Consider the following 24,425-nt stretch of genomic DNA (forward strand, 5'->3'; position numbering starts at 1 on the left):
GTAGCTTGCAGGTCAAGGAGTTTGATTTATAATTAACGGAACTGGATTTATTCCAGCAGGTCGATAGCCGTCATTACCATGGCTTTGGCGCCGACAAGCAGCCGTTCCTGTGCATAATCAGAGCCTGCTGCTGCGGCAAAATCAGGTGTGTGAGCCACTAACCCCGGACCGATGCTGATATCAGGATGAATGGTTGGGGCTGCATGACTGACATTGCCCACATCGGTAGAGCCGTCGGCATCATCGGCCTTGAGGACAATTACTTCTTCACCTAATGCCGTCATATTGGTCTGGAATAACTCCATGAGACGGGGAGAGTTGCGTAGTTCTTTAAATAATGGCTCGTAATGAACGAGTTCGACCGTAGTACCGGTGGCTGAAGCGATTCCCGCCGCCAGACGCCGTACCGCCGGCAGGACAGTTTCTTCCAAATACTGTGCGGATAACGCCCGGACGGTAAATTTGGCTTCGGCTTCTTCGGGAACAATATTGGGGGCGAGGCCCCCTTTGGTAATTATACCGGCAAGAATGGTTTTTTGCGTAAAGGTTTGACGCAGTGCCTGCAGACCTTGATAAAACAGCACCAGGGCATCCAACGCATTGACGCCTTTGTCGGTGTTGCTGGCCACATGGGCCGGACGGCCATGAAAAGTTACCTTCAGCGGATGGGTGGCGTAGGAAGTGCCGCCGATACAATTATTGTCGGCAGGATGCACAATAAGCGCCGCCGTTAATCCGTTAAAAATGCCGTCGTCAGCCATAGCCACTTTGGCGCCGCTTGTTTCTTCAGCAGGACAGCCGATGAAATAGGTGGCAGCCTGATCGCCGGCCACGGCCGCCAATGCTGCCGCCGCGCCCCAGCTCATAGCGGCAATCAGATTATGGCCGCAGGCATGGCCGAGCTCCGGTAAAGCGTCATATTCGGCGAGAAAGGCAATCTTGGGTCCGGTATCTCCTTTGGTGGCGATAAAAGCTGTTTTATAGCCGCTGATATCTTGGCGTATGGAAAAACCATGACGTTCTGCAGCGGCCGTAAGCAGGCGGGCTGCCTGATGTTCCTGGCCGCCCAGCTCAGGGTGGTTGTGTAATGCCAGGCTGATTTTCTTTAGTTCGGGAGCCATAGCGTCAACTACCGCTATGGCGTATTTTTTCAGGGCTTGTTTATCCATACTGTCAACTCCTGTTTACATAGCCTGAACCGTCATTGCGAGGAGGGTACGACGAAGCAGATAATACATAACCTGGGTTTGACGGCTGCAACGTGGACGAAGAGCAAGATTGCCGCTATCGCTCGCAATGACAGGTATACCTTTGTCTATTTGTTTAGCCCTCTGTGGCTGTTTCGGTTATGATTAGCCCGCTTTGCTCTTCCAAGGTGGCCATAACCCCGAAAGGAAGGGTGGCTTTTTCGGCAGTATGGCCAAAATGTAAATTAATGAGGACCGGTTTGTTTAGTCCGCCCAGGCGATCCCGCAAGACCTCCTCAACTGTGAAGCTGGGCGGTTTTGCTTCAGCGTCACAATCGGCGCAAACATCAAATACAATGCCGGCTGCAGCCTGTAGTTTGCCGGCCAGCAGCAACTGCGTCAGCAGCCGGTCAATACGGTAAGGGGCTTCACCGACTTCTTCCAGGCAGAGAATTTTACCACAGGTGTCAATTTCATAAGGGGTTCCCAGCGTGGCCGCAAGGAGAGTCAAGTTACCGCCGGTTAAGCAGCCATTGGCCGTTCCGGGAGAAATAAATTCGGCGGCAGGACTGAGGAGCGGATTGGCAATAGGGCCTAGCGGCCCGGCGAGCGTGAGGGCTCGCCAGAGATAATCCGCCGAGTAGTCTGGGAAGTCTTTGCCCATATCGGAGGCAACCATAGGCCCGTGGAAGGTAACAAGACCGGTACGTTGGCCGATACTGGTGTGCAGGGCGGTAATGTCGCTATATCCCATGAAAATCTTGGGGTTTTTTTTGATCAGTTCATAATTTAAAAGTTCCAATAAGCGCATAGTGCCGTAGCCGCCACGCAGACAAATGATGCCGTCAATAGCGGGATCGGCGAACATGTTGTTTATATCGGCGGCTCGCAGGGCATCCGTACCTGAGAGGTAGCCTTCCTCCTGATTTACCGATTTGCCCAGCCGGATTTGAAATCCCTGAGCTGTCAGATACTGTACGCCGGCTGAGGCAAACTCCGCCGCGCCGGGACTGGCGGGAGCCAGTACGCCAAGGGTAGCCCCAGCCTTAAGTCGCCGGGGCTTAATCCGAGGGATGGAATTCATACCGTCATCTCCTTGTTAAGTATCATTAAAAGGGATATGCACGCAGTAGACGGCATATCCCGAATTTTATTTATTTCTCTATGTAAGCCGTTTTAAAGTCGGCTAAGCCAAGTACCGACCAGAAATAGCCTTTGACATAGGGTTTGGCGATAAAGGGCTGGGTGGTGTAATAAATGGGAATAATCACCGCATCTTCAAAGAGGATTTTCTCGGCGTCATGCATGGCCTGCATCCGGACCTGCTGGTCATTTGTGGACTTGGCCTGTTCAATAAGGCGGTTATAGGCAGGATTATTATAGTTTGCATCGTTATCCGGGTCGTAAAATACGTCCATGAAGGTCATGGGATCTGCATAGTCACCGACCCAGGACGCCCGGGCCACCTGAAAATCACCCTGATTACGCGATTCCAGGAATACCTTGGACTCCTGATTGGTTAAGTTAACTGTTATTCCCAGATTTTGTTTCCACATTTCCTGAACGGCCTCGGCAATGGCTTTATGCAGTTCGCCGGTGTTGAATAAAACAGTAACAGGCGGCAGGCCGTTGCCATTGGCATAACCGGCGTCAGCAAGCAGTTTTTTGGCCTGCACAGGGTCTTCTAAGGCGTAATTACCGCCTTCCTCCCGGAAATCCTTACCGGTAACCGGATTGGTAAGACCGGGTGCAACCCAGGCATAGGCCGGCTTTTTACCGCCTTTGATGACGTTTTTGACCAGCATCTCCCGGTTAATGGCCTGGGCGAAGGCTTTACGGACCTGAACTTTGTCAAAGGGGGCCTTTTGGGTATTAAATACATAGTAATATAGTCCCAAGTAAGGGGAGATTTTGAGTAATCCTGCCTGGGTAAGCCGGTCATGTTCCACAACAGGCGGCTCTACCATCATATCAACCTGATTATTTTCAACCATGGCCAGCCGGGTGGTCTGGGAATCGCTGACAGGCCATTCCATCTTAGCCAGCTTAACGGCGGCGGCATCCCAGTACTGGTCGTTTTTGATAAATTCGATTTTGCCGCTGTGTACCCAATTGCTGATTTTAAACGGACCATTGCCAATGAGCGTATTTACTTCGTTAGCCCATTTGTCCGGACTAGCGGTTACCGTCTTTTGGTGCAGCGGATAAAAGGCATGGAAGGCAACGAGACTCAGGAAGTAGGCAGTGGGCTTTTCCAGGGTTACTTCCAGGGTACGGTCGTCAATAACTTTTATTCCCACCTGGTCGGCGGTTGCCTTTTTTTCGTTATAGGACTGCCCGTTTTTTAAAGGAAACAGCATATAGGCGTTTTCTGAGGCTACTTCCGGGCTTAAAGCCCGCTTCCAGGCAAAGGCGAAATCGTGTGCGGTGACCGGTTCGCCGTTAGACCACTTGGCATTGGCCCGCAGATGAAAGATGTAGCGCAGGCCATCGGCTGACACTTCCCATTTTTCGGCAACCCCCGGTCCTGGCTGATCTTTGGCATCCAGGCGGGTTAGACCCTCAAAGATTTGAAGTTCAACCAATGATTCGGGAATGGCCGTAGATCTAGCAGGGTCCAGAGTGGCCGGTTCGGCCTCCAAGGCATAGCGGAGTACCTGTTCGTTGCCGCCGGTACCTGATTTACCGCAGCCTGCCGTTACAGTCAGCAGCATTGTCACTGTAAGCAAGACTGCCCATAGTTTTTTACAAGACATTATCATTCCTCCTTAAGATATGTGATCATATAGGCATTTGCCTATACTGGCAACCATTTGCAATCCTAAATAATTTTCTTTAAGCCCGGCTGCGAGAACACATACCACGTAAGGGCCGCCGGGTAAATATAAAATTCCGCCGTCATGCTCGGCTCCCGGCAATGTTCCTGTTTTGTGAGCGATCACAAGTTCCTCCGGCCAGTAAAACGGCAGTTTATCGCGGATTTGCTGACGTTTTAGAATATCCAGCATGATAGCGCTGTATGCGGGCGGCAAGCCGAGACTGCCGCTGGCAATACCGGCAAACAGGTGAGCCAAATCGGCTGCAGAAGTCATATTTTCCTTGCCGGACCGGGCCTCCGCAAAATCCATCATTCTGCGGCGGAGCACTGTCGACTGTAATCCCAGATTGCTCATGGTTTGGTTGACGGCTTCCATGCCAACAAGATCAATGAGTATATTAGTGGCTGTGTTGTCACTTAAAATGATCATCAAAGTAACCAGTTCGCGGACAGTCATGGTTAACCCCGGGCGCAGTTCTTTTAAAATACCTGCGCCGTCAACCTTAGCGGCGCTGTCAATGACCAGCTTCTGATCAAGCGAGAGCAGGCCGGCTGCAGCCTGGCGCATAATTTCTACCATAATAGGAACCTTGATCATGCTGGCGGCCGGAAATGCCATATCAGGATTTAACTCCATTTTTTCGCCGGTGGTCTGATTCATAATGACAATTCCCCAACGGCCGGTATAGTGAGATAAGATACTCTCAATCTTATTGCGTAATTCTTCCATATTGATTCCTTTTCCTCTTCCTTATCAGGTAATAGGTATGCCTAAAGATGGCAGGCAGTCATATGGCCTGCGCCTCTGTCAGCAAGTGGCGGTTCTTCACTGGCGCACCGGGGCATGGCATACTGGCAGCGGGTGCGAAACCGGCAGCCGGAGGGAGGGTGCATGGGATTGGGTACATCGTCAGCGAGAAGAATGCGCTTCCTCCTGGCTTCAGCCACCGGATCGGGTACCGGTATAGCCGACAACAGTGCCTGTGTATAGGGATGCTGTGGTTTACTGTATAATTCCTGGCTGGCGGCTATCTCGACAATTTTCCCCAGGTACATTACGGCTACCCGGTTACTGATATGTTTAACCATGGCTAAATCATGGGCAATGAATAAATAGGTCAGTCCCAGCTTGGCCTGGAGATGTTCCAATAAGTTTACGATTTGGGCCTGAATAGATACATCCAGCGCAGATATGGGTTCATCGCAGATAATAAAGCTAGGATTCACCGCCAATGCCCGGGCAATACCAATCCGCTGGCGCTGACCACCGCTGAATTCATGGGGAAACCGGCTGGCAAACTCAGAATTTAGTCCCACCATATTGAGAATGTCCCCAATACGTTCGGCGCGTTCTTTGCCTGCGGCCAGGCCGTGAATGTCCAAAGGCTCGCCGATGATATCCCTGACAGTCATGCGCGGGTTCAGTGAGGCATAGGGATCCTGAAATACCATCTGCATATCACGGTATAGCTGTTTTTCCTTGGCCTCACGGTCAAGGAGCCGGCCGTTAAACCGGATGGTGCCGGCTGTCGGCTGATAAAGCTGTATGATTGTCCGGCCGGTTGTAGATTTGCCGCAGCCGCTTTCACCTACCAGCCCCAGCGTTTCTCCCCGGCCAATATCGAAGCTTATGTCATCCACTGCTTTTAACCAGGCAGTAGGCCGACCCCAAAAATCAGTATTTACCGGAAAATATTTTTTCAGATTACGTACTTCCAGAATACTACCTTGCAACATGGGACTCTACCTCCCGCTGATGTTTGGGAGCGCCGGGGTGCTGCAGCCAACAGTTTACACTATGCGCCGCAGCCAGTATTGTCGTCTGCGGATAATGCTCGGCGCAGATACGCATGGCATGAGGGCAGCGTGGATGAAACGGGCAGCCGGCAGGCGGATTTAGCAGGTCGGGCGGCTGTCCTTCAATGACGGCTAGTTGCTCTTGGCGGGCTATATCCGCACGCGGCACCGACTGTAAAAGCGCCCAGGTGTAAGGATGCTGCGGCGAGTGGAAGATATCCAAGGCTGTTCCGGTTTCGGCAATTTTACCGGCATACATTACCACAACCCGGTTGCATAGGCCGGCAACAGCGCCAAGATCATGGGAAATAAAAATAATGGCAGTGTTAAGTTTTTGCTGCAGCTCTTTCATCAGATCCAGAATTTGGGCCTGAATGGTTACATCCAGTGCAGTTGTCGGTTCATCGGCAATCAGCAACTGGGGTTCGCAGGCCAGAGCCATGGCAATCATAGCCCGTTGCCGCATGCCCCCGCTAAACTGATGAGGGTAATTGTTTACTCGCTGTTCAGGCGAGGGAATTCCTACCAGGCGCAATAGTTCCACTGCCCGGGCGTAGGCTGCCGTTCTGTTCATTTGTTGATGCAACTCAAGGGACTCGGCAATTTGCAAACCTACTGTAAGTACCGGATTGAGCGAAGTCATGGGGTCCTGAAAAATCATACTTATGTCATTTCCACGGATTTTTTCCATTTCTTTTTCAGATTTTAGCAGTAAATCCATACCGGCGAAGAGTATCCGGCCATTTGTAAACTTACCCGGAGGAGTAGTAATCAGACGCATAATGGCATGCGCAGTTACACTTTTGCCGCAGCCGGATTCGCCGACAATGCCCACAGCCTCTCCGGGAAAAACCTCAAACGTAATTTTATCAACTGCCTTTACTTCACCGGCGTAAGTGTCAAAAGAAACCGCCAATTCCTGTACAGTTAACAATGGATTCATATGTCCCCCTTACCGCCGCACACGGGGATCCAACGCGTCACGCAAACCGTCCCCGAGAAAATTAAAAGCCAGCATGGTAATACTGATGGCTAAGGCCGGAAAAAATAATTGGAAGGGATAAGACCGCAGGCTGGTAACGCCCTCGGAGGCCAATACCCCCCAACTGGCCATAGGCGCTGCCACGCCGAGGCCGATGAAGCTTAGGAAAGCTTCTGTAAAAATGGCTTCCGGTATGGCCAGTGTCATAGTAATAATAATAGGTCCCATACAATTGGGGACAAGGTGCCTTAGGAGAATGCGCCAGGTGCTTGCGCCCAGCGTCCGGGCGGCCAGTACATATTCCTGTTCCTTCAAACTTAAAATCTGCCCGCGGACAATCCGGGCCATTCCCAGCCAGTACGCGATACCCAGGGCAATAAAAATATTGGTAAGCCCCGGTTTTAGAACCACCATCAGTAAAATAACATAGAGCAAAACAGGGATACCATAAAGAATATCAATAATATTCATCATGATTCGGTCTGTCCGGCCGCCGAGTAATCCGGCCAAACCGCCATAGACAACACCAATGGTCAGATTGATCAGACTGGCGACAACGCCGATGGCTAAGGAAATCCGCGCACCGTACAGAACGCGGATAAACAAGTCGCGGCCGAGGTTATCGGTGCCGAACCAGTGCTCGGCGCTGGGAGGCTTGTTGGTCAGACTGAGGTTTTGATCAGAATAAGACTGGCCGGAGAGCCACGGACCAATAATTGCGGCGGTGACTATAAACAGAATTACATACAGGCTGATCATAGCCAGCTTGTTTTTCTTCAGGCGCCGCCAGGCATCCTGGCTATAAGTGGCGCTTGGCCGGATTGCGGAAAACGGGGAGCCGGTGCGGGCAAGCGGCGTAAAAGAATCGCTATTAAGCTCCATAGTTTCAGCCCTCCTCTTTTCCATGCAGTTTTATCCGGGGATCAAGCCGTGGATAGATAAGATCCACAATTAAGTTGAGAACAATGACTAATACACTGTAAAAAATGGTTATACCAAGTATTACTGTATAGTCACGGTTATAGATACTTGTAACGAAATGACGGCCTAAGCCAGGGATGGCAAAAATGGTTTCAATTATGAAGCTTCCCGTAAGTATGGAAGCAGACATTGGTCCAATATAGGTTACAACCGGGATCAGGGCATTCTTGAGCGCATGGCGGTAGAGAACGACCGACTGCGGCAGGCCTTTGGCGCGGGCGGTCTTAATATAATCCTGCGCAAGAACTTCCAGCATGCTGGAACGGGTGAGGCGGGCGATGAAGGCCATAGGGTGGGCTGCCAATGCCAGACAAGGCATAATCATGTATTCAATACCGCCCCACATGGCGGCGGGCAGCAATGCCAGCTTGATGGCCAGGAAATAAACCAGCATGGTGGCAACGACAAAACTGGGGACAGACACGCCAATCGTCGCCAGCAGCATGGCTAAATAATCCTGCCATTTATTTTGACGCAGGGCTGCAACCGCCCCGGCGGGAATACCCATGAGAACAGCCAAACCAATACTCGCAAGGCCTAATTGAAAAGAGACGGGAAAGCTCTCGCGAATAATATCGTTGACCGAACGCCCGGCGTATTTAAAGGAAGGTCCCAGGTCAAAGCGGGCTAAGCTGGCTAAATAATCAACATATTGTTTCCATAATGGATCATTTATCCGGTAGTGTTCCTCGATATTCTTTAGTACAGCGGCTGGAATGTTTTTTTCATTGGTAAAGGGGCCGCCGGGGATAGCATGCATGAGCACAAAGGTAACTGAAATAATTGCGAACAAAACAAGCAGAGAACTAAAAATACGGTTCAGCGTATATCTGAACAAGCTTATACACCCCTTTGGAAGCAGATAAGAGCATATATTCGCTTCCTTTATCCTGATCCCTTTTTCGTTCTTCGATTTTCACAGTAAATCATAAACATATTATGGGCCGATATTGACGGTAAAACTCCTGACGGCGATACCTGCCCTGCTGCAAAATTATTCATTTTGACTTAAGAAATGAGGGAGGAGTTCATGCATCTATGTAGAATTCATTGGCGTGCAGGAGGGAATTTTGGCTGTGAATTTCTACTGACATAATATTGGGGAGAACTATTCAATGATCAAAAAGATACCACTCATCTTGTGCCTCACGATGCTAACCTGGGGTCAGATCGTGTTTGCGGCGGTTGAGCCGCAGGTGGCGGCAGAAGCTGCTATTGTCATGAATGCAAGCGATAAGCGGGTCCTGTATACCAAGAATGCCGACAGCATTATGTATCCGGCAAGTACCACTAAGATTATGACTCTGATTACCGCACTCGAAGCAGGCAATCCGGACAGTGTCGTTGTTGTCAGCCCGAAGGCGGCAATTTGTGAAGGCTCAAGTCTTGATTTAAGATCCGGGGACAGGCTCAAGCTGCAGGAAGCTTTATACGGACTGATGCTGGTCTCAGGCAATGATGCCGCAGAGGCGGTAGCCGAAAGTGTAGCCGGTTCGATACCTGCGTTTGTAAAAAAAATGAATGAGGAGGCAGAAAAAATCGGCGCAACACGCACTCACTTCAGCAATCCTCATGGCTTGCCTGATCCTGTTAATCATTTTACTACAGCCTATGATCTGGCGCTGATTACCGCTTACGGGTTAAAAAATCCGGTGTTTGCCAATATTGTTGCAACCCGCAATTATGACGTTCATTTTTTGAACAGAAGCAGTGTTACCCATGCCAGAAATACCAATAAATTGCTTACTACATATAACGGCGCCAATGGTGTAAAAACCGGGTTTACTAATGCGGCAGGTGAATGTGTGGTTGCTTCTGCCAAAAGAAATGATGTTGAGTTGATTGCTGTTGTGCTAAACAGCGAAGAGCGCTGGGATGATGCTGCTCAGCTTTTAAATTATGGATTTCAGCAGCTTGGATTATAATTAATTTAAAATAGGAGAATAGGGCAGGACACCAGGAAACTGACGGGTGCCTGTCCTATAAATATATTAGTCCCCTCTATATTTAACTTGACAGTAATTATATTTGTATGATACAAATATAATTATTGGAGTGATGCCAAAAATGACCAATTACGAAGATCCTGATAAATATAATCGTTGCATTGAAGACATAGGTGAATTACTGAGACAGACGGTGCGAACCTGCCAGGTGCTTGAGCGTCAGCAAATTAGAACACATGGCTTCACAAGCTCGCAATGTTATATTTTACTGGAGATTTTAAAAGCTGAATCCATGACAATCAACGAAATCAGTCTTAAGATGGGTTTGGAAATCAGTACCATAACGAGGATTATGGATAATCTGGTCCGGGATGGCCTGGTGGTGCGCACGCGTTCCCCAAGAGATAAACGCATTGTAGAGGCTTTATTAACCGAAGCAGGCCGGCGGGAAGCAATTAAGTTACGTAACAGCATTCACAGTTATTATCAAAATATCATTTCGCTGCTCCCGGCCGGTCATGTACGGGAAGTTATGAGTGCAACACAACAGTTGTTAACGGCTGTTGTGCAAGCCGGTAATAAAGACGCTTAGTCTTTATAAATAATATTTGTATCATACAAATATATTACTGATAAATAAAAGGAGGTAAGGCGATGCGAGATGACAACTTTATCCAACAGTTATTTGCCGACCGCATTGGCGGAGAGCAGTTTGGTCAAAGTACGATTTTGTATAAATTCGAGAAATTTAAACAGGCAAAAAAACTGGCAATAACAAATAACCCTGGTGTTGAACTAATCGACTTAGGAGTGGGCGAACCTGACTGGATGGCGGACCCGGAAGTGGTTGAGAGCTTATGCAGGGAAGCACGGTCCCGGGAGAACAGGGGGTATACCGATAACGGACTGCAGGCTTTTAAAGATGCGGCAGTCCGTTATATGCAATCGGTTTACCAGGTTGCCGGTTTAGATCCGGAAAAGGAAATTAATCATGGTATCGGCTCGAAGTCCATTTTGGCGATGCTGCCTTTGGCATTTATCAATCCGGGGGATATTACGCTGATGACTGTTCCCGGCTATCCGGTTATCGGCACTATGACGAAAGCGGTTCAGGGAGAGGTTATAAACCTGCCTCTGGTGGAAGAGAACAATTTTCTACCTGATCTGGATTCACTTTCGTCTGAGCAGTGTCGGAAGGCTAAACTCTTATATATTAATTATCCGAACAACCCGACCGGCGCAACGGCCACCAGGGAGTTTTACAGGAAGGTAGTGCATTTCGCCAGAAAGCATAACATTATTGTTGTGGCAGATGCGGCTTATGCCGCGCTTACTTTCGGACCGGAAAAGCCGTTGAGTTTTTTGTCGGTGGATGGGGCGAAAGAGGTGGGCGTGGAAATCCATTCCCTATCAAAGGCCTATAATATGACCGGCTGGCGTTTAGCCTTTATTTGCGGCAACGCTTTAGTTGTCAAAGCCTTGGCGGCAGTCAAGGATAATCAGGATTCCGGACAATTCGCCGCTATTCAAAAAGCCGGTATTTACTGCCTTGAACACCCGGAAATAACCGTAAGAACGGCCGCCAAGTACTCGCGGCGGCATGATATGCTGGTGGATGTATTGACAGGTATCGGTTTTTCGGTCAAAAAGCCCGGAGCCTCTTTTTATTTGTATGCCCGGATTCCCCAGGGCACTAAAAACGGCTATGTCTTTAGATCGGCCGAACAGTTTTCCGAATATCTCATTGAGAAAAAACTAATTGCGACTGTTCCCTGGGATGATGCCGGTTCTTATGTCCGTTTTTCCGTTACCTTTGAAGCCGGGGATGAAGCGGCCGAACAGCAGGTTATGGCTGAAGTAAAAAAACGTCTATCCGAGCTTGATTTACTCTTTTGAATAATTATTTCAGGTTATTGTACAACTGGTTATACAGCATGCCGGCAGTATTATAGCAGATTGGTGGCGGACAGTCCGCTCTTCGGCATTTTTTACTTTCTGTAAAAGCGTGTAGGTGTTTTACGCCCTGATGTCAAATTGCTAATATTGAGTAAGGTAAAGTTTTTCCTAGCAGGAGAATTTAGTTCAAGGAGATTAATATTTCAATGAAACGGGAGAACGCAATTCTGACATACACCAACACGCTTTTTTATCCGCTGGACCCTGAGGCTGATAAAGTAATGCTTGAAGACATCGCCCATGCATTATCACAAATGTGCCGGGCCAATGGCCATTTCAAAACGTTTTATAGTGTCGCTCAGCATTCCGTTAACTGTGCGCGGGAGGCCAAAGCACGCGGCTTGTCTGACCGGCTGCAGCTGGCCTGTCTTCTGCACGATGCAAGCGAAGCGTACATTTCGGATATAACGAGACCGGTTAAATATTATTTGGATGAGTATAAACGTATAGAACGTAAGCTTCAGCAGGTTATTTATGAAAAATTCGGCATACGCGACCTTACTGCAGAAGAATGCAGACATATTGGCGATATTGATAATGCCTTGCTCCACCATGAGTTTAAGCAATTGCACTATCAGGGTATTTTGGAAACTTGCCCCGAATTGTCAGCGTCTCTTGACTTTGACGAGCGGAGCATGCGGGAAGTTGAACATGAATTTCTGCTGCTTGCCGCTCAGTTGGCGCGAAGTCAGGAGAAAGGGAAGCAGGGTGGCAAGAGTGTTGGGATTGATAGTTGCAAGAAAACAGGCAGGTATCACGGATGGGCTGCTTTTTGGATAGAAGAAACCGGTGATTATGGTTATGCGGTCTATCCCGCAATTGCTGATATAATGGCTGATCATCATGCTGCGGCCTGCCTGCTCATCGATATTCCGATCGGTCTGCCCGAAACACAGGCGGAGGATGCGGCGAGGCCTGACAGTGAACTGCGGCGCAGGCTAAAAGGGAAATCTTCCAGTGTATTTAACACGCCGTGCCGGCAGGCCGTTTATTGTCAGGATAAACAAACCGCCAAGACTATCAATCAGGCTGTGCTTAAAAAGAGTCTGTCTGAACAGTCCCTGGGTTTTAGCGGCAAAATTCGTCAGGTCGATGAGTTTTTGCGCAACCATCCGCAATATATCGGGCGACTCTCTGAATCGCATCCCGAATATGGTTTTGCGATCCTAAATGCCGGTCGGCCGCTTATGAGCAAAAAAAGTGAGGAAGCTGGCTTAGGTGAGCGCCGCTCGGTGCTTAGACAATTCTTTAGTAAAGCCGATAACGCCCTGGATGAAATTATAGCGCATTACCCACAGCGCTTGCTCGACGATTTTCTGGATGCCATGGTGCTTGCGGTCATGGGAAGTATCGGGCTAAAAACCGGCTTCGCATCGATTCCCGCACAGCCGGCCAAGGATCGGCAGGGATTGCCGATGGAAGTGGTATATCCCCGGTGTGATGAGGAAATCTGAACTCTGTACAGAGGCAGATTTCCTTTTTGTTTAGCCGGCTTTTCTGATCTTACATAATTTTCTGGACAAAAGAGGAGAGTTCATGCTAAAATTCAATTAATCGATTGATTAATTGAATTTTAGCATGAACTTATTAAATAAGAGGAGGTGGCTCATGGAAAAGGATGTAAGAGAAAAGCTGGTTGCCGCCGGGGAAAAACTGTTTGCCCAAAAAGGATTGACCGGTGTGTCTATCCGGGAAGTAGCAAAAGAAGCAGGAGCTAACAGCGCTTTGATTTCTTACTATTTTGGCGGCAAGGAAGGTCTTTATTCTGCTGTCCTGGAGGCGCAGTTTGCGCCAATTGGCGCAATCCTGGACACAGTGACAGACAGCAAGGATCCGGCAGAGGTGAAGATTGTCAGCTATGCCAGTCATGTAGCGAATGTACATCATAAAATGCCTTTTCTCACGAAATTCCTTATGGGGGAAATTCTGAACCCGTCCCGGTTTTTCGAACCTGTCATCCGCAAGTACATTGAACGTATCTTCGATTTTCTGACAGATACTCTCAATGAGGGGATTGCCGCCGGGGAATTGCGCCAGGACATTGATGTAAAGACAGCAGCTCTGGCTTTGGCCGGCATAATGAATTTCTACTTTATTTCCCGGCCTATTTCCCGGCATTTTGTTTCAGGCGGTGCTGAACAGGATGCGCAGTATGTTTTGCAGGCGGTTGACATTTTTTTGAATGGGGTGAAACAATATGATCGCCAATAAAAAACTGTTCGCGGGTATTTTGATTATTGCCGTTATCGCCGGAGCGGCCGGCTATAACTATCTTAAACCGGCGGCAACAGGAATTACTGCCACAGGTACAATTGAGATAACAAGGGCTGATGTCATGCCGAAAGTGAACGGGTATTTGACCGGCTTGGCGGTAAAAGCAGGCGATCCTGTACAGGCCGGTCAGCCAATAGCAAAAATCGTCAGGGCTGATTTGGCGGCGCAGGTAGTTAGGGATGAAGCCGCTTTGGCCAAGGCCGTTGCTCAGTTGCAGGACCTGGAATCCGGCCTGCGCCGGCAGGAAAGGCAGGAGCTTGGCGCAACGGTTGATTCGGCCAACTCGGTATATGTTAAAGCAAAACAAGATTTTGAGCGCTATCAAAGCCTTTATGCCACAGGCGCTATTTCCACCCAGCAATTGGACGCAGCCCGCTCAAATATGGAAGTGGCTTATAGCTCGTTGACTGCGGCCAAAGAGCGGTTGAGTATGGGGGAAGAAGGGAGCAGGCCGGAAACAATTGCAGCGCAGCGTCTGGAAGTGGAACGGAGTAAGGCGGTGCTGGCAGCCAGTAAGGTACTGCTGGAAGATACCGTTGTGATCAGCCCGCTGGGAGGTTTGATTCTGTCGAAAAATTTTGAAGACGGGGAGTATGTTAATCCCGGTGCGGCTATTCTGACTGTTGGCGATATGTCTGATTGCTGGGTGAAGGTATATGTGCCCAGTACTCACTTAGGTTTAATTGCTGTCGGGCAGGAAGCAGCCGTGAAAGTGGATTCCTTCCCTGACAGGGTATTTAAGGGAACTATTAAAGAAATCAGTCAAAATGCCGAATTTACACCACGCCAGAGTATTACGCAGAGTGAACGCGCTAACTTGGTATTTGCCGTCAAAGTTAAAGTAGATAATTCCGAGGGAAGCCTAAAGCCGGGAATGCCGGCCGATGTGGTGCTGAAATGATTAGCCTGAGTAATGTAACCAAATGTTTTGGTCAACTGACGGCTGTCAGGAATCTCAGCCTGACAGTTAAAGCAGGGGCTATTTTTGGACTGGTCGGGCCTGATGGCGCAGGTAAAACAACAACCATCCGCATGATTACGGGCATAATGAGTCCTACAGCAGGACAAATACAGCTACTGGGCAGTGATAACAGCGAAACGGTTAAAGAACAAATTGGCTATGTTCCGCAAAAGTTCAGTCTGTATGGTGATCTTACCGTAATGGAGAATATCCGGGTCATTGGCGCTTTATACGGCGCAAATGATGAGCGGGTGCATGCGCTGGCAACAGAAATACTGACTTTTACCAACCTGCTGCCGTTTAAAGACCGCTTGGCAGATAATCTTTCCGGCGGCATGAAGCAGAAGCTGGCGTTGGCTGCCGGGCTGATGCACCGTCCCAAAATTTTTTTTCTGGATGAGCCGACCACCGGCGTTGATCCGGTTTCCCGCCGCGAGTTCTGGCAGATGCTATACCGTCTTAATAAAGAAGGCATGACTATTTTCGTCTCCACTCCTTATATGGACGAAGCAGAGCTTTGCACCGAAGTTGCGTTTATGAGCCAGGGCCGCATTGTCGCCTGTGACGCTCCGGCGCAATTGAAAGCCGGCTATCCCTACCGGCTGTTCGAGCTTAAGGCGGCCGGAAAACAGCTTAAGCAAATTTTGGCTGATTGTCCTATTCTGGATATAAACGCGTTCGGCGACAGGTATCATTTGGTTAGCGGATCCGATACCGGTGTTAGTGCGTCTGTCGAAGCAGCGCTGAGAAATGCCGGTATCCAGCATTACAGCTTACAGGAAATTACCCCAACCTTAGAGGATATTTTTGTTCACCTTGCTGAGAAAGAAGGTGCGTCATGAATGTAATAGAAACAGAAGACCTTACTCGTGTCTTTGGTGATTTTGTTGCCGTTAATAAGGTCAGCCTGACAATAAAGCAAGGGAGTATATATGGATTTTTAGGGCCAAACGGTTCAGGAAAATCAACCACCATTCGCATGTTATGCGGGATTCTCACACCGACAAGCGGAACCGGCCGTATTTTGGGACTGGACCTGGCTGCTCAGGGGGAGGCCATTAAAGAACATATCGGCTATATGTCGCAAAAATTCAGTCTCTATGACGATCTTACCGTTGTTGAGAATCTGGAATTTTACGCCGGTTTATACAGTATGTCTGCCAGTGGACGGAAAGAGCGAATCGATGTCATGCTGGAAATGGCCGGACTTAAGGACAGGCGGCAGGAAATGACGGCAAATTTGGCCGGAGGCTGGAAGCAGCGGCTGGCGCTAGGCTGCTCTATTCTTCATAAACCGGCGATTTTGTTTTTGGATGAACCTACAGGCGGCGTTGATCCGAAATCCCGCCGTATGTTTTGGGATATTATTTACGATCTTTCACAGCAGGGGACTACAGTTATGGTTACAACCCATTTTATGGACGAAGCCGAACACTGTGATTATATAGGCTTTATTTACGAAGGATGCCTGATTGCTGACGACACCCCGGCCAACCTTAAGCAAAACCTGCCGGGACTATTACTTGAACTCCCCACCCAGGACCCTATGGGCCTGTTTACCGACCTCACAGGAAAGCACCTGGAAGTGTTAGACTTGTATCCTTACGGAACCAGCGTGCATGCCCTGGTCAGCGAAGAGCGCCTGTCCGATTATCAAGCGTATGCGTATAATATAATTACGCCGTCGCTTGAAGATATTTTTGTATATTATGTTAAATCAAAACGCAAGGAGCTGGTAGTATGATTCGGCTTAGAGCCTTGCTGATTAAAGAGTTTATTCAAATGCGCCGGGACCGGCTGACTTTTGCCATGATGGTAGGTCTGCCGATTGTGCAGCTTTTATTGTTTGGTTTTGCGATTAATACCGATGTAAAACACCTCTCGACCATTGTTTTTGATCAGTCACTCCAGCAGGAAGGGCGGGATTTGCTGGCCGCTTTTCAGGCCAGTGAATACTTTGAAGTAAAATATACGGCCAAAAGCTACCAGGAAATTACCAAGGCTGTTGAAAGCGGCAAAGCCAAGGTAGGAATTATTATTCCGCCTGACTATACAGATAATATAAAACATGGCCGCAGCGCCACAGTACAGGTTATTGTTGACGCCTCCGATTCCATGGCCGCATCCTCGGCCATAGCTTCGGCCCAGATGATTGGCCAGCTGCGGTCGCAGGAGTTACTGGTACAGCGCCTGCAGGGATCGCTTGGAAAACAGATTACGGCTCCAATTGATATTCGCATCAGGCCCTGGTATAATCCGGATTTTATTTCGCCGTTTTATATGGTACCGGGAATATTGGGGATTGTTCTTACCATGACTATGGTTATGATCACTTCCATGGCCATTGTCCGCGAACGGGAACGAGGCACGCTGGAGCAATTGATTGTAACGCCCATGAAAACCTATGAATTAATGCTGGGAAAAATTATCCCTTATATCATCGTAGGTTATGTACAGGTAACTCTGGCGCTGTTGGTTGGGGTGCTTGTCTTTGATGTGCCGCTTAGAGGCAGCCTCAGCCTGTTATATGGCCTGACGACTTTGTTTATCATAGCATCCCTGTCTTTGGGTGTACTCATCTCGACAGTGGCAAAAACTCAGATGCAGGCCATGCAAATGTCCTTTTTTGTATTTTTGCCCAGTGTGCTTTTATCCGGCTTTATGTTTCCCAGGGATGCCATGCCGCAATTGTTTTACCAACTGGGGCATTTGCTGCCGCTGACCTTTTATCTGGAAATCCTACGGGGCATCGTGCTTAAGGGAATCGGGATCAATTTCTTATGGTCCCAGGTTTTAGCCCTTATTGTCTATATCCTGGCCGCCTTATCGATTAGTATCATAAAATTTCAGAAAAAAATTGCCTAAGAATATTGCCAAAGCCGCGTCCGGACCGGATGCGGCTTTCTTTTTTAGCAACCTATGCCTGTTTAAGTACACCGAGTTTAGCCAGAACTTCTTTTGCCAGCTCTATTTTTTCTCCGGTTAACTGAGCCGCCGGTGGCAGAACATAAGTCGGGATATCGATACCCGACATTCTAACAGCTTCTTTTACAACACTGTAAAAAGGCGATTCCAGCGCAAAAATAGGCGGAACATAAGACAATAGTTTTTGTAGTTCGATTAACCGGCCACCGTCTTTTTCCTGGAAGGCGCGGTAAATTCCGTTTGTAAGGTATGGGGCAAAATTGGCGCTGGAAGGGAAACCGCCGTCACCGCCAATAATCAGGGTATCCAGAAGGTATTCATCAAAGCCGGCAAAAACGGCGAAATCAGGGCGTACTGCCTTAACGGCAAGAATTACATCACGAATGTGACGGATAGTATCTACCGTATCCTTTATCCCCACAATGTTCGGAAAATCGAGCGCCAGGCGTTTTACAAGCGCAGGGCTGAGATCCTGGTTGGTGAGGGCCGGAAAATTATAGAGGATAATCGGCAGATCTACGGCTTCGGCTACTTGCTTATAAAAGCTATATATATTTTCTTCTTGCAAAAGAGCATAATAGGGGTTGACTAAAACAGTCCCGTCTGCCTTGATCGCTTTAGCGTGAAGACCAAAGTTGATAGCTTCGGCCGTTGACGGAGAGGCAATGCCAATTAAAACGGGGAGGCGATGGTTGGTATATGTTACGCAAAATTCGGCTACCTCTTTGCGCATGCCGCTGGACATTTGACTAAATTCCCCGGCGCTTCCCAGGAAAAATAAAACATCGACGCCGCTGGCAATCAAGTGATCAATCATGCGTCCCATCCCGGCCTTATCAAGTTGTCCCTCACGGGTAAGGATAGTTGGTACCGGCGGGATAATTCCTTTGAATACAGGTGTGGTCACTGTACATTCCCCCAAGTTATTTTATATAAAATGTCCGTCAAAATAATTTTCACAATAGGTGTACTATTAATTGCAGTTTGATTATATCATTAATTCTTTACAAGAGTTACCATACAGTATTAAAGTTCACCATGTGAAACAATAATGGCGATTGCTATAGGTGAGAATGAGCTGGAGATTATTGACAGAATTCATAAAACTATGTTACAATTTGAACAAAGTCAAATTGTATTTTGACCATATTTGCCAGAGAATAGAGAGAGGCATAAAGCATAAAAGGACTAAATCTAGCCCTTACTGTTTTATGTTTTTTTATTTTGGTGATATGCCCACTTAGAGAGGAGGTGAAAAAATGTTCCGGACAGCCGTTATTGAGTCTGCTTTGGTTTGGTTTTTGTTTGGGTCCTTGTTCCTTTGCCGGGCGGTTACGCTCATAGCAACCTGGCAGCAGAATTCGAAAGCATAAAGCGTTGTCTGATCAGGCAGAACTCTTTTGTTTTTTATCCCGGCGGGATGAATAACAAAAGAGTTTTTGTTTAACAGGCTACAAAATTATGGCAGGAAAAAATTACACAATAGCGAACTTTTATGTAATACAGGTGACTAATTGTAACAAAAGGTATAGGGGGATAATACTTATGACAAGTTTTGAAAATGTATCGGTAATAAAACAGGCTAACATATATTTTGACGGCAAGGTGACAAGTCGTACCGTGTTATTTCACGATGGCAGCCGTAAAACATTGGGTATTATGCTGCCGGGTGAATATGAGTTTGGCACAGCAGCGGCAGAAGTTATGGAAATGCTGGCCGGTGAGATGGATGTGCTGCTGCCGGGGCAGGATGCATGGCGTACATATAAGCGGGGAGAAACTTTTGATGTGCCTGCCAATTCAAAATTCAAACTCAAAGTCATGACTGTTGTTGATTATTGTTGTTCTTATAAAGAATAAAAGTCTGGAATAGCTGGAACTTGCGAAAAAAGGCGGCGCCGTGTACGGCGCTGCCTTTTTTATCTGCGTTGTTAATTGCCGGTACTGGTGCCGGCCGGTTTTGCTATCGCCTGTTCGCCGCCCGCATTTTCAACCAGCGGCTGAATTATAATTTTTATGCGGACCGGTTACACTAAGTATAGCTTTAAACCGTAAGAACATAGAAGGTAGTTGATGGTATGACGAATAAGGCTGTTATGGGTAAAGTAGTTGAGCTGGCGGATTACCGAGGGGCAGCTGACTATTTGGAATTGCAGCCTGACCAAAATGTACAAGCGATTGTATATCAAGAAGCCGGTGAATATATAGTAGTCTTTGGCCAGCCGCCTTATTTGTGGCGCAGACATTCTGCGTTTGCCGAAGTCCGTCAGACTTATTTTTACTTTGACTGGTCTGAGCCGCCGGCAGGGCAGGAATTGGGCAGAGCAATTTTGCTCATTGGGGAATTATAGCCAAGAAAACCGGAAATCAAATCTCCCAAAATAGTATTGGGGGATTTTTTGCTTTATAGTATAATGTACATAAATACCTAATTTTGGAAGAGTATTCCGAACAAGCAAGCGGACTATTGGTTACAAGGGGTAAACGTGTTATAATTAGGTTCGTTAAAGTGCTTAAAGGAGTAAATTACTAATAATGACCAATATAAAAAATGTTTATGATGAAGTCCGGGTATATTTTGAGGAAAAACTCGAATGGGATTTTGCTGTAAAACGCGAATGGGTGGACGGGTTTTTGCGTCAGAAGGCCTGGCAAGGAGACAGTGATGAGGGTTTGCGGGATACGTGGCGTAATCTTCATATGTTTATTTCCTATCTGGCGTATTCAGGGGAGAATACCCTTGACGAAATAATGGCATCTGAGTACAGTCTGGCAGTGGAATGGATGATTGTGCAAATTGACGGCTTTAAGCCTAATATACAGACGGTGAGGCATCTTTTTAATATTTTGCAAGAGTTTTACAACTATCTTATAGCCAAGAGGATCATTTCAAGCGCGGCAGAGCTTGAGCAAGCGGCAGAATACATGACAGGCGGCAAACGGCTGCGGTTTATTGAAGAAGGGGATGAGCAGGGCGAATTACCGGTAAAATCGCCGCTTACAGTTCCCAAAGATATCGGCAGAATTGTCGGAGAGGCTGTTGAACGTCTTATGCTTAAGTTTAGCGCCTATTTTCAACAAGAATCTTTTGTCGAGGATTTTGATCGCGCGTTAATGCTTTTTCTGGGACCGCTGGGACAAATGCCGGAAGATGAGAATGATGATGAATTTTGGTTGGGCTTTTGGGATTACTTTCTGTTCGACTATCATTTACTGTCTAATGACCGGACGCCGCTTGTCCAGTTTAATATCGATTATAGCGACAAGCTGGCCGGGGAGGAGCAGAAAATACTCCGCGAGCTTATGGGCGCTAAGTTCACAGTATTTTATGTTGAAAGTGTAATCAATCAGGATTGGGTTGAGTGTGTTAATTTACTGACAGAAGAGAAGTTCCGGCTGCCCAATCCTAACTTCGACTATAAGCTTGTAAAAAGACTGCTGTTTTATGGGCATGTTTTTTTGCGACGAAGAAGAAAGCGAACTGGTAATGATTAATTTCATTACCAGTGTTGAGATAAGCAATAATCTTCGCCGGCGAATAAAGGAAGAGATCTTTCGCCAGAAAGCTATGTTGGAGCTGCAGCAACCGGGAGCTGCCTGGGAAGATTTTGTCGGCCGGCACGCAAATGCCGTGCGGCATACTATCGATCTGCTGGCAACCTGGGCCAGAGTAAATGTAACTTCCTATACGCAGGTTGAACGCAGCTTTCCTCAGCCGGCCGCCGGTGATAAGACTGTAAATGTAATTGTCATGGAATTGATTGAAGTTTTTATGCTGAAATTTGGTTATTCACAGCATGACACCATTTTAGCTAAAAAGATGTGGCAGGATTTTTCCGGCATAGAAACAATAAATGTACGTAAACCGGCCGCCTGGGCAGCAGCAATTATTCAGGCATATTCTCAGTTGAACAATGGTGAATCTGAAATGTCGGCAGAGACACTGGCGGAAGAGATGGCGGTAGGTAAGTCGAGTATAAGTGCAAATAAGACTAAGATATACCAGGTACTGAAACTGGAAAAATACGATCCGCGCTATTTGAGTGAAGAAGGCATTGTCTCCTTGCTGTATGACTTACAGTAAGCATCAGGAGGTGTAAAACGTGAAATGTCCCAATTGCGGCGAGCAAATTGAAGCCGGGGCGGGAAAGTGCCTGCATTGCGGTCACGAAATGGAGGTTACTGTGTTAAGCCGCCAGGATCGTGACAGCTTTAACGGAATTACCATTGAGGAAGAAAATCGCGACAGCCGCCGCCAGTATGGAGGGGGCGGAGCAGACGAAAAAATACGGGTAAAACAAATTAACCTTGCCTTTGATTCTTCAAGTTGGCTCAGTAAACTGGCAATAGCTGCCGTGCTGGCGCTTTTAGTATTCTTTTTTCTCCCGATGCTGATGTTTTTTTTGCTGGTGGGAGGCGTGATACTGATTGCTTATTGGCTGTTACGGACGCTGGTTAAATAATAATGAACGCGGACGCACTGAAAAATGCATCCGCGTTTTTTGTTTTCCTATATATACATTTCGCAATAGATAATTTGCCGATGCAAGTGGGCAGGGCGTGTTTTCCTTACTATTGTAGTTAGCCAAGCGTTTCTGATAATAATCTGTTCTTAAGCTTTATATATTCTTGGGTAAAATAGACACTGTTTTGTGCTTCGCGATGGTCAAAGCCATAAGCCCGCCGGCTAACTGCTAAGACAGGCGGAGCTTGAATCCGTTTGGCCACACCCATGCCGGTATATAGTCGCCACCAGCGTTCCAGGTCTTCGACAAATTGACGGGGACCAGGAAATAACTTATCGACCAGACCGGGTGCACAGCCAAGTTTTTGCTCAAGTAGCTCACTGCCCTGGCTATACCATGCTAAAATGTCCTCAGGTGTAGTTCTGTTCCAATATTCCATAAAAGCCCGATATAAATAATCATGGTAGGCGTACATAATCGGATCGCCTTTGCCCTCATCAACCGACTGGTCGAAAGAAAGCTCAGCACTTGGCACTAAATCTATAGTCGCCTGGGGTATTACTTCACGCCTAAAAATGCTGGTGTTCAGGTATTGCGCCAATTGGTAGACCTGATGTTTCCATAGGTCGGCCAGAGCGGCTAGGAAACCGGCCTGATCACCGTAAAGAGTAGAGTAGCCCACGGTCAGCTCACTTTTATTGGCATTACAGGTGAAACCGCCGCCGAAGGCCGCCGCAATACCTGCCAGTAAACGTGATGAACGGTCACGGGCCTGAATGTTTTCCAGAACAAAAGAACTTACCGCCAGCTTGTTTTGTCTGCCGCTGGACAAATCGGTAATCCGGGCGTCGCTAATTTGAGCTGCCGTATGTTCAACAGACTGTTCAATTGGCATAACCGTGTAGAGACAACCCAGATTTTGCGCTAATTGATAGGACAAATCCTTGGTTGTTTGTGAATTGAAGCGGCTAGGCATGTTGACCAGGAGAATATCCGCCGGATTAAGTATGCTGGCATACAGTGCGGCGCATACGGCCGAGTCAATTCCGCCCGATACTCCGATCACGACCTTGTTCATATTAATAGCCTGGAGAAACTTTTTTACACCGTAGCTGATACACTGATGCAGGCTGTCAATGGTAAAATCATCGGGTACGTTGACCGGCCCCAGGGACTGGCCGCCGGCAGCAATATCAAGTTGGATGTACTCGAGCTTTTCTGTAAAGGGTTGGCAGTAGGCGATGATTTGGCCGTTACTGTTGTATACCGTACTGAACCCGTCAAATGTATAGACTGTTTTGCCGTTGTTCTGCAACCCGGTATTATTGACATAGATTAGGGGAATGCCAGCTTCCTGGGCCTGTTTGGAAAACACCCGGTTGCGCTTATTGTTTTTGCCAAGAGTAAACGGAGAACTGGAAATATTAATTAGGAGATCGCTCCGGCCGTCAGCAGTGAGCGCGGCAATTGGATCGACGCTGTAATCATCATTCCAGCCATCTTCACAAATAATACAACCTAAGTTGTATTCCTCGCCCTTAATAATTACTTTTACAGGCTCCAGTAATGTTTCGATATCCTGTTTTCGTTCCAGGGCCAGTTTTCTTAAACTGAAAAAATGACGGGTATCATCAAATTCACGATAATTGGGATGCAGGGTTTTAATGCGGGTGCCAATAAGACGGCCATTCTGCGCAATAAAACAGGCATTATGCTTCCGGACCCGGCCATCATCGCCGCGCTTTTCCCAATTAATGGCCACGTTACCGAAAATAACGCAGATATGTTGGGCAGCAGAGATTACCTCCCGGCCAAAAGCTTCACAGTCGCGTAAATAAGCCTGCTGTTCCCAAATGTCTCCCAATAGGTAACCGGGAATAGACATTTCCGGAAAAATAATCATATCAGCCTGCTCTTTGCGAGCTTCGGCAATCATAGACAGCATTCTGCCGGTATTAAGATCTGGTCTGCCAGGAATTACTTCTATTTGGCCTAAAGCAATTTTGAGCAAAAAGTATTCACCTCAAATCGTACAATTAACATGCTGTGTTCCTTTCGCTGTCAAGCATTGCTTGTCCTTCTAAATGATGCAATTTGAGCAGTTTTTATTTGCGAAAGGAAATTCAAGTCCT

24 protein-coding genes are annotated in these 24,425 nt (G+C 47.7%); 14 read left to right on the plus strand and 10 right to left on the minus strand.

Annotated features, from left to right (window positions below; all coding sequences use genetic code 11):
• Nucleotides 1–47: 47 nt before the first annotated feature.
• From SATMO3_RS14005 to SATMO3_RS14040, 8 genes are all read right to left on the minus strand, one after another.
• On the minus strand, nucleotides 48–1,169 hold the full coding sequence (locus SATMO3_RS14005) for an amidohydrolase (RefSeq protein WP_371381384.1): 1,122 nt from the start codon (nucleotides 1,167–1,169) through the stop codon (nucleotides 48–50).
• Between the two features lie 154 nt (nucleotides 1,170–1,323).
• Entirely contained in the window at nucleotides 1,324–2,271 is a 948-nt protein-coding gene (locus tag SATMO3_RS14010; RefSeq protein WP_371381385.1) for an LD-carboxypeptidase, read from the minus strand.
• A 70-nt stretch (nucleotides 2,272–2,341) separates the two neighbouring features.
• Nucleotides 2,342–3,943 carry a peptide ABC transporter substrate-binding protein gene (locus SATMO3_RS14015; protein ID WP_371381386.1) on the minus strand — a complete coding sequence of 534 codons (1,602 nt, stop codon included), beginning with the start codon at nucleotides 3,941–3,943 and terminating at the stop codon, nucleotides 2,342–2,344.
• Nucleotides 3,944–3,955: 12 nt separating this feature from the next.
• On the minus strand, nucleotides 3,956–4,735 hold the full coding sequence (locus SATMO3_RS14020; RefSeq protein ID WP_371381387.1) for a serine hydrolase: 780 nt from the start codon (nucleotides 4,733–4,735) through the stop codon (nucleotides 3,956–3,958).
• Nucleotides 4,736–4,776: 41 nt separating this feature from the next.
• The gene (locus SATMO3_RS14025) at nucleotides 4,777–5,742 is read right to left on the minus strand and encodes an ABC transporter ATP-binding protein (protein WP_371381388.1); all 966 of its coding nucleotides are present in this window, start codon (nucleotides 5,740–5,742) and stop codon (nucleotides 4,777–4,779) included.
• Nucleotides 5,729–6,745, minus strand: coding sequence for an ABC transporter ATP-binding protein (locus tag SATMO3_RS14030; RefSeq protein ID WP_371381389.1), 1,017 nt, complete (start codon nucleotides 6,743–6,745; stop codon nucleotides 5,729–5,731). Before SATMO3_RS14030 ends, SATMO3_RS14025 begins: the two co-directional genes overlap by 14 nt.
• Before the next feature lie 9 nt (nucleotides 6,746–6,754).
• On the minus strand, nucleotides 6,755–7,666 hold the full coding sequence (locus tag SATMO3_RS14035; RefSeq protein ID WP_371381390.1) for an ABC transporter permease: 912 nt from the start codon (nucleotides 7,664–7,666) through the stop codon (nucleotides 6,755–6,757).
• A gap of 4 nt (nucleotides 7,667–7,670) precedes the next feature.
• Nucleotides 7,671–8,603, minus strand: a complete 933-nt coding sequence (locus SATMO3_RS14040; protein ID WP_371381391.1) for an ABC transporter permease — start codon at nucleotides 8,601–8,603, stop codon at nucleotides 7,671–7,673.
• A 277-nt stretch (nucleotides 8,604–8,880) separates the two neighbouring features.
• Here SATMO3_RS14040 and SATMO3_RS14045 point away from each other — a divergent pair, with 277 nt between their 5' ends.
• From SATMO3_RS14045 to SATMO3_RS14085, 9 genes are all read left to right on the plus strand, one after another.
• The gene (locus SATMO3_RS14045) at nucleotides 8,881–9,690 is read left to right on the plus strand and encodes a D-alanyl-D-alanine carboxypeptidase family protein (protein ID WP_371381392.1); all 810 of its coding nucleotides are present in this window, start codon (nucleotides 8,881–8,883) and stop codon (nucleotides 9,688–9,690) included.
• A gap of 142 nt (nucleotides 9,691–9,832) precedes the next feature.
• Complete coding sequence (locus SATMO3_RS14050; protein ID WP_371381393.1) at nucleotides 9,833–10,303, plus strand: MarR family winged helix-turn-helix transcriptional regulator; 471 nt, start codon at nucleotides 9,833–9,835, stop codon at nucleotides 10,301–10,303.
• A 62-nt stretch (nucleotides 10,304–10,365) separates the two neighbouring features.
• Nucleotides 10,366–11,607 carry an LL-diaminopimelate aminotransferase gene (locus SATMO3_RS14055; protein ID WP_371381394.1) on the plus strand — a complete coding sequence of 414 codons (1,242 nt, stop codon included), beginning with the start codon at nucleotides 10,366–10,368 and terminating at the stop codon, nucleotides 11,605–11,607.
• 206 nt (nucleotides 11,608–11,813) lie between these two features.
• Nucleotides 11,814–13,121, plus strand: coding sequence for a DUF429 domain-containing protein (locus tag SATMO3_RS14060; RefSeq protein ID WP_371381395.1), 1,308 nt, complete (start codon nucleotides 11,814–11,816; stop codon nucleotides 13,119–13,121).
• Between the two features lie 154 nt (nucleotides 13,122–13,275).
• On the plus strand, nucleotides 13,276–13,878 hold the full coding sequence (locus SATMO3_RS14065; protein WP_371381396.1) for a TetR/AcrR family transcriptional regulator: 603 nt from the start codon (nucleotides 13,276–13,278) through the stop codon (nucleotides 13,876–13,878).
• Nucleotides 13,865–14,842, plus strand: a complete 978-nt coding sequence (locus SATMO3_RS14070; RefSeq protein ID WP_371381397.1) for an HlyD family secretion protein — start codon at nucleotides 13,865–13,867, stop codon at nucleotides 14,840–14,842. The genes SATMO3_RS14065 and SATMO3_RS14070 overlap by 14 nt, the downstream gene beginning before the upstream one ends.
• Nucleotides 14,839–15,744 carry an ATP-binding cassette domain-containing protein gene (locus SATMO3_RS14075; protein WP_371381398.1) on the plus strand — a complete coding sequence of 302 codons (906 nt, stop codon included), beginning with the start codon at nucleotides 14,839–14,841 and terminating at the stop codon, nucleotides 15,742–15,744. Before SATMO3_RS14070 ends, SATMO3_RS14075 begins: the two co-directional genes overlap by 4 nt.
• A complete protein-coding gene (locus SATMO3_RS14080; protein WP_371381399.1) occupies nucleotides 15,741–16,646 on the plus strand; it encodes an ABC transporter ATP-binding protein in 906 nt (301 codons plus the stop codon). Before SATMO3_RS14075 ends, SATMO3_RS14080 begins: the two co-directional genes overlap by 4 nt.
• Entirely contained in the window at nucleotides 16,643–17,767 is a 1,125-nt protein-coding gene (locus SATMO3_RS14085) for an ABC transporter permease (protein WP_371381400.1), read from the plus strand. The genes SATMO3_RS14080 and SATMO3_RS14085 overlap by 4 nt, the downstream gene beginning before the upstream one ends.
• A gap of 52 nt (nucleotides 17,768–17,819) precedes the next feature.
• Here SATMO3_RS14085 and SATMO3_RS14090 read toward each other — a convergent pair whose 3' ends face one another.
• Nucleotides 17,820–18,734: a dihydrodipicolinate synthase family protein gene (locus SATMO3_RS14090; RefSeq protein WP_371381401.1), complete on the minus strand. Its 915-nt coding sequence runs from the start codon at nucleotides 18,732–18,734 to the stop codon at nucleotides 17,820–17,822.
• A gap of 638 nt (nucleotides 18,735–19,372) precedes the next feature.
• On the opposite strand from SATMO3_RS14090, the gene SATMO3_RS14095 reads away from it, so the two are divergent.
• The 5 genes from SATMO3_RS14095 (at nucleotide 19,373) to SATMO3_RS14115 (ending at nucleotide 22,290) form a co-directional block, all read left to right on the plus strand.
• On the plus strand, nucleotides 19,373–19,687 hold the full coding sequence (locus SATMO3_RS14095) for a pyrimidine/purine nucleoside phosphorylase (RefSeq protein ID WP_371381402.1): 315 nt from the start codon (nucleotides 19,373–19,375) through the stop codon (nucleotides 19,685–19,687).
• Nucleotides 19,688–19,905: 218 nt separating this feature from the next.
• The gene (locus SATMO3_RS14100; RefSeq protein WP_371381403.1) at nucleotides 19,906–20,178 is read left to right on the plus strand and encodes a hypothetical protein; all 273 of its coding nucleotides are present in this window, start codon (nucleotides 19,906–19,908) and stop codon (nucleotides 20,176–20,178) included.
• Between the two features lie 184 nt (nucleotides 20,179–20,362).
• Nucleotides 20,363–21,322, plus strand: coding sequence for a hypothetical protein (locus SATMO3_RS14105; RefSeq protein ID WP_371381404.1), 960 nt, complete (start codon nucleotides 20,363–20,365; stop codon nucleotides 21,320–21,322).
• Nucleotides 21,315–21,911: a hypothetical protein gene (locus SATMO3_RS14110; RefSeq protein ID WP_371381405.1), complete on the plus strand. Its 597-nt coding sequence runs from the start codon at nucleotides 21,315–21,317 to the stop codon at nucleotides 21,909–21,911. Before SATMO3_RS14105 ends, SATMO3_RS14110 begins: the two co-directional genes overlap by 8 nt.
• A gap of 19 nt (nucleotides 21,912–21,930) precedes the next feature.
• Complete coding sequence (locus tag SATMO3_RS14115; protein WP_371381406.1) at nucleotides 21,931–22,290, plus strand: zinc ribbon domain-containing protein; 360 nt, start codon at nucleotides 21,931–21,933, stop codon at nucleotides 22,288–22,290.
• Nucleotides 22,291–22,408: 118 nt separating this feature from the next.
• On the opposite strand, the gene nadE is transcribed toward SATMO3_RS14115, so the two are convergent.
• Nucleotides 22,409–24,304 carry an NAD(+) synthase gene (nadE, locus tag SATMO3_RS14120; RefSeq protein ID WP_371381407.1) on the minus strand — a complete coding sequence of 632 codons (1,896 nt, stop codon included), beginning with the start codon at nucleotides 24,302–24,304 and terminating at the stop codon, nucleotides 22,409–22,411.
• Nucleotides 24,305–24,425 lie beyond the last annotated feature (121 nt).

It is taken from the genome of Sporomusa aerivorans, assembly GCF_041428895.1.
In the GTDB taxonomy this organism is placed as follows: Bacteria; Bacillota; Negativicutes; order Sporomusales; family Sporomusaceae; genus Sporomusa; species Sporomusa aerivorans.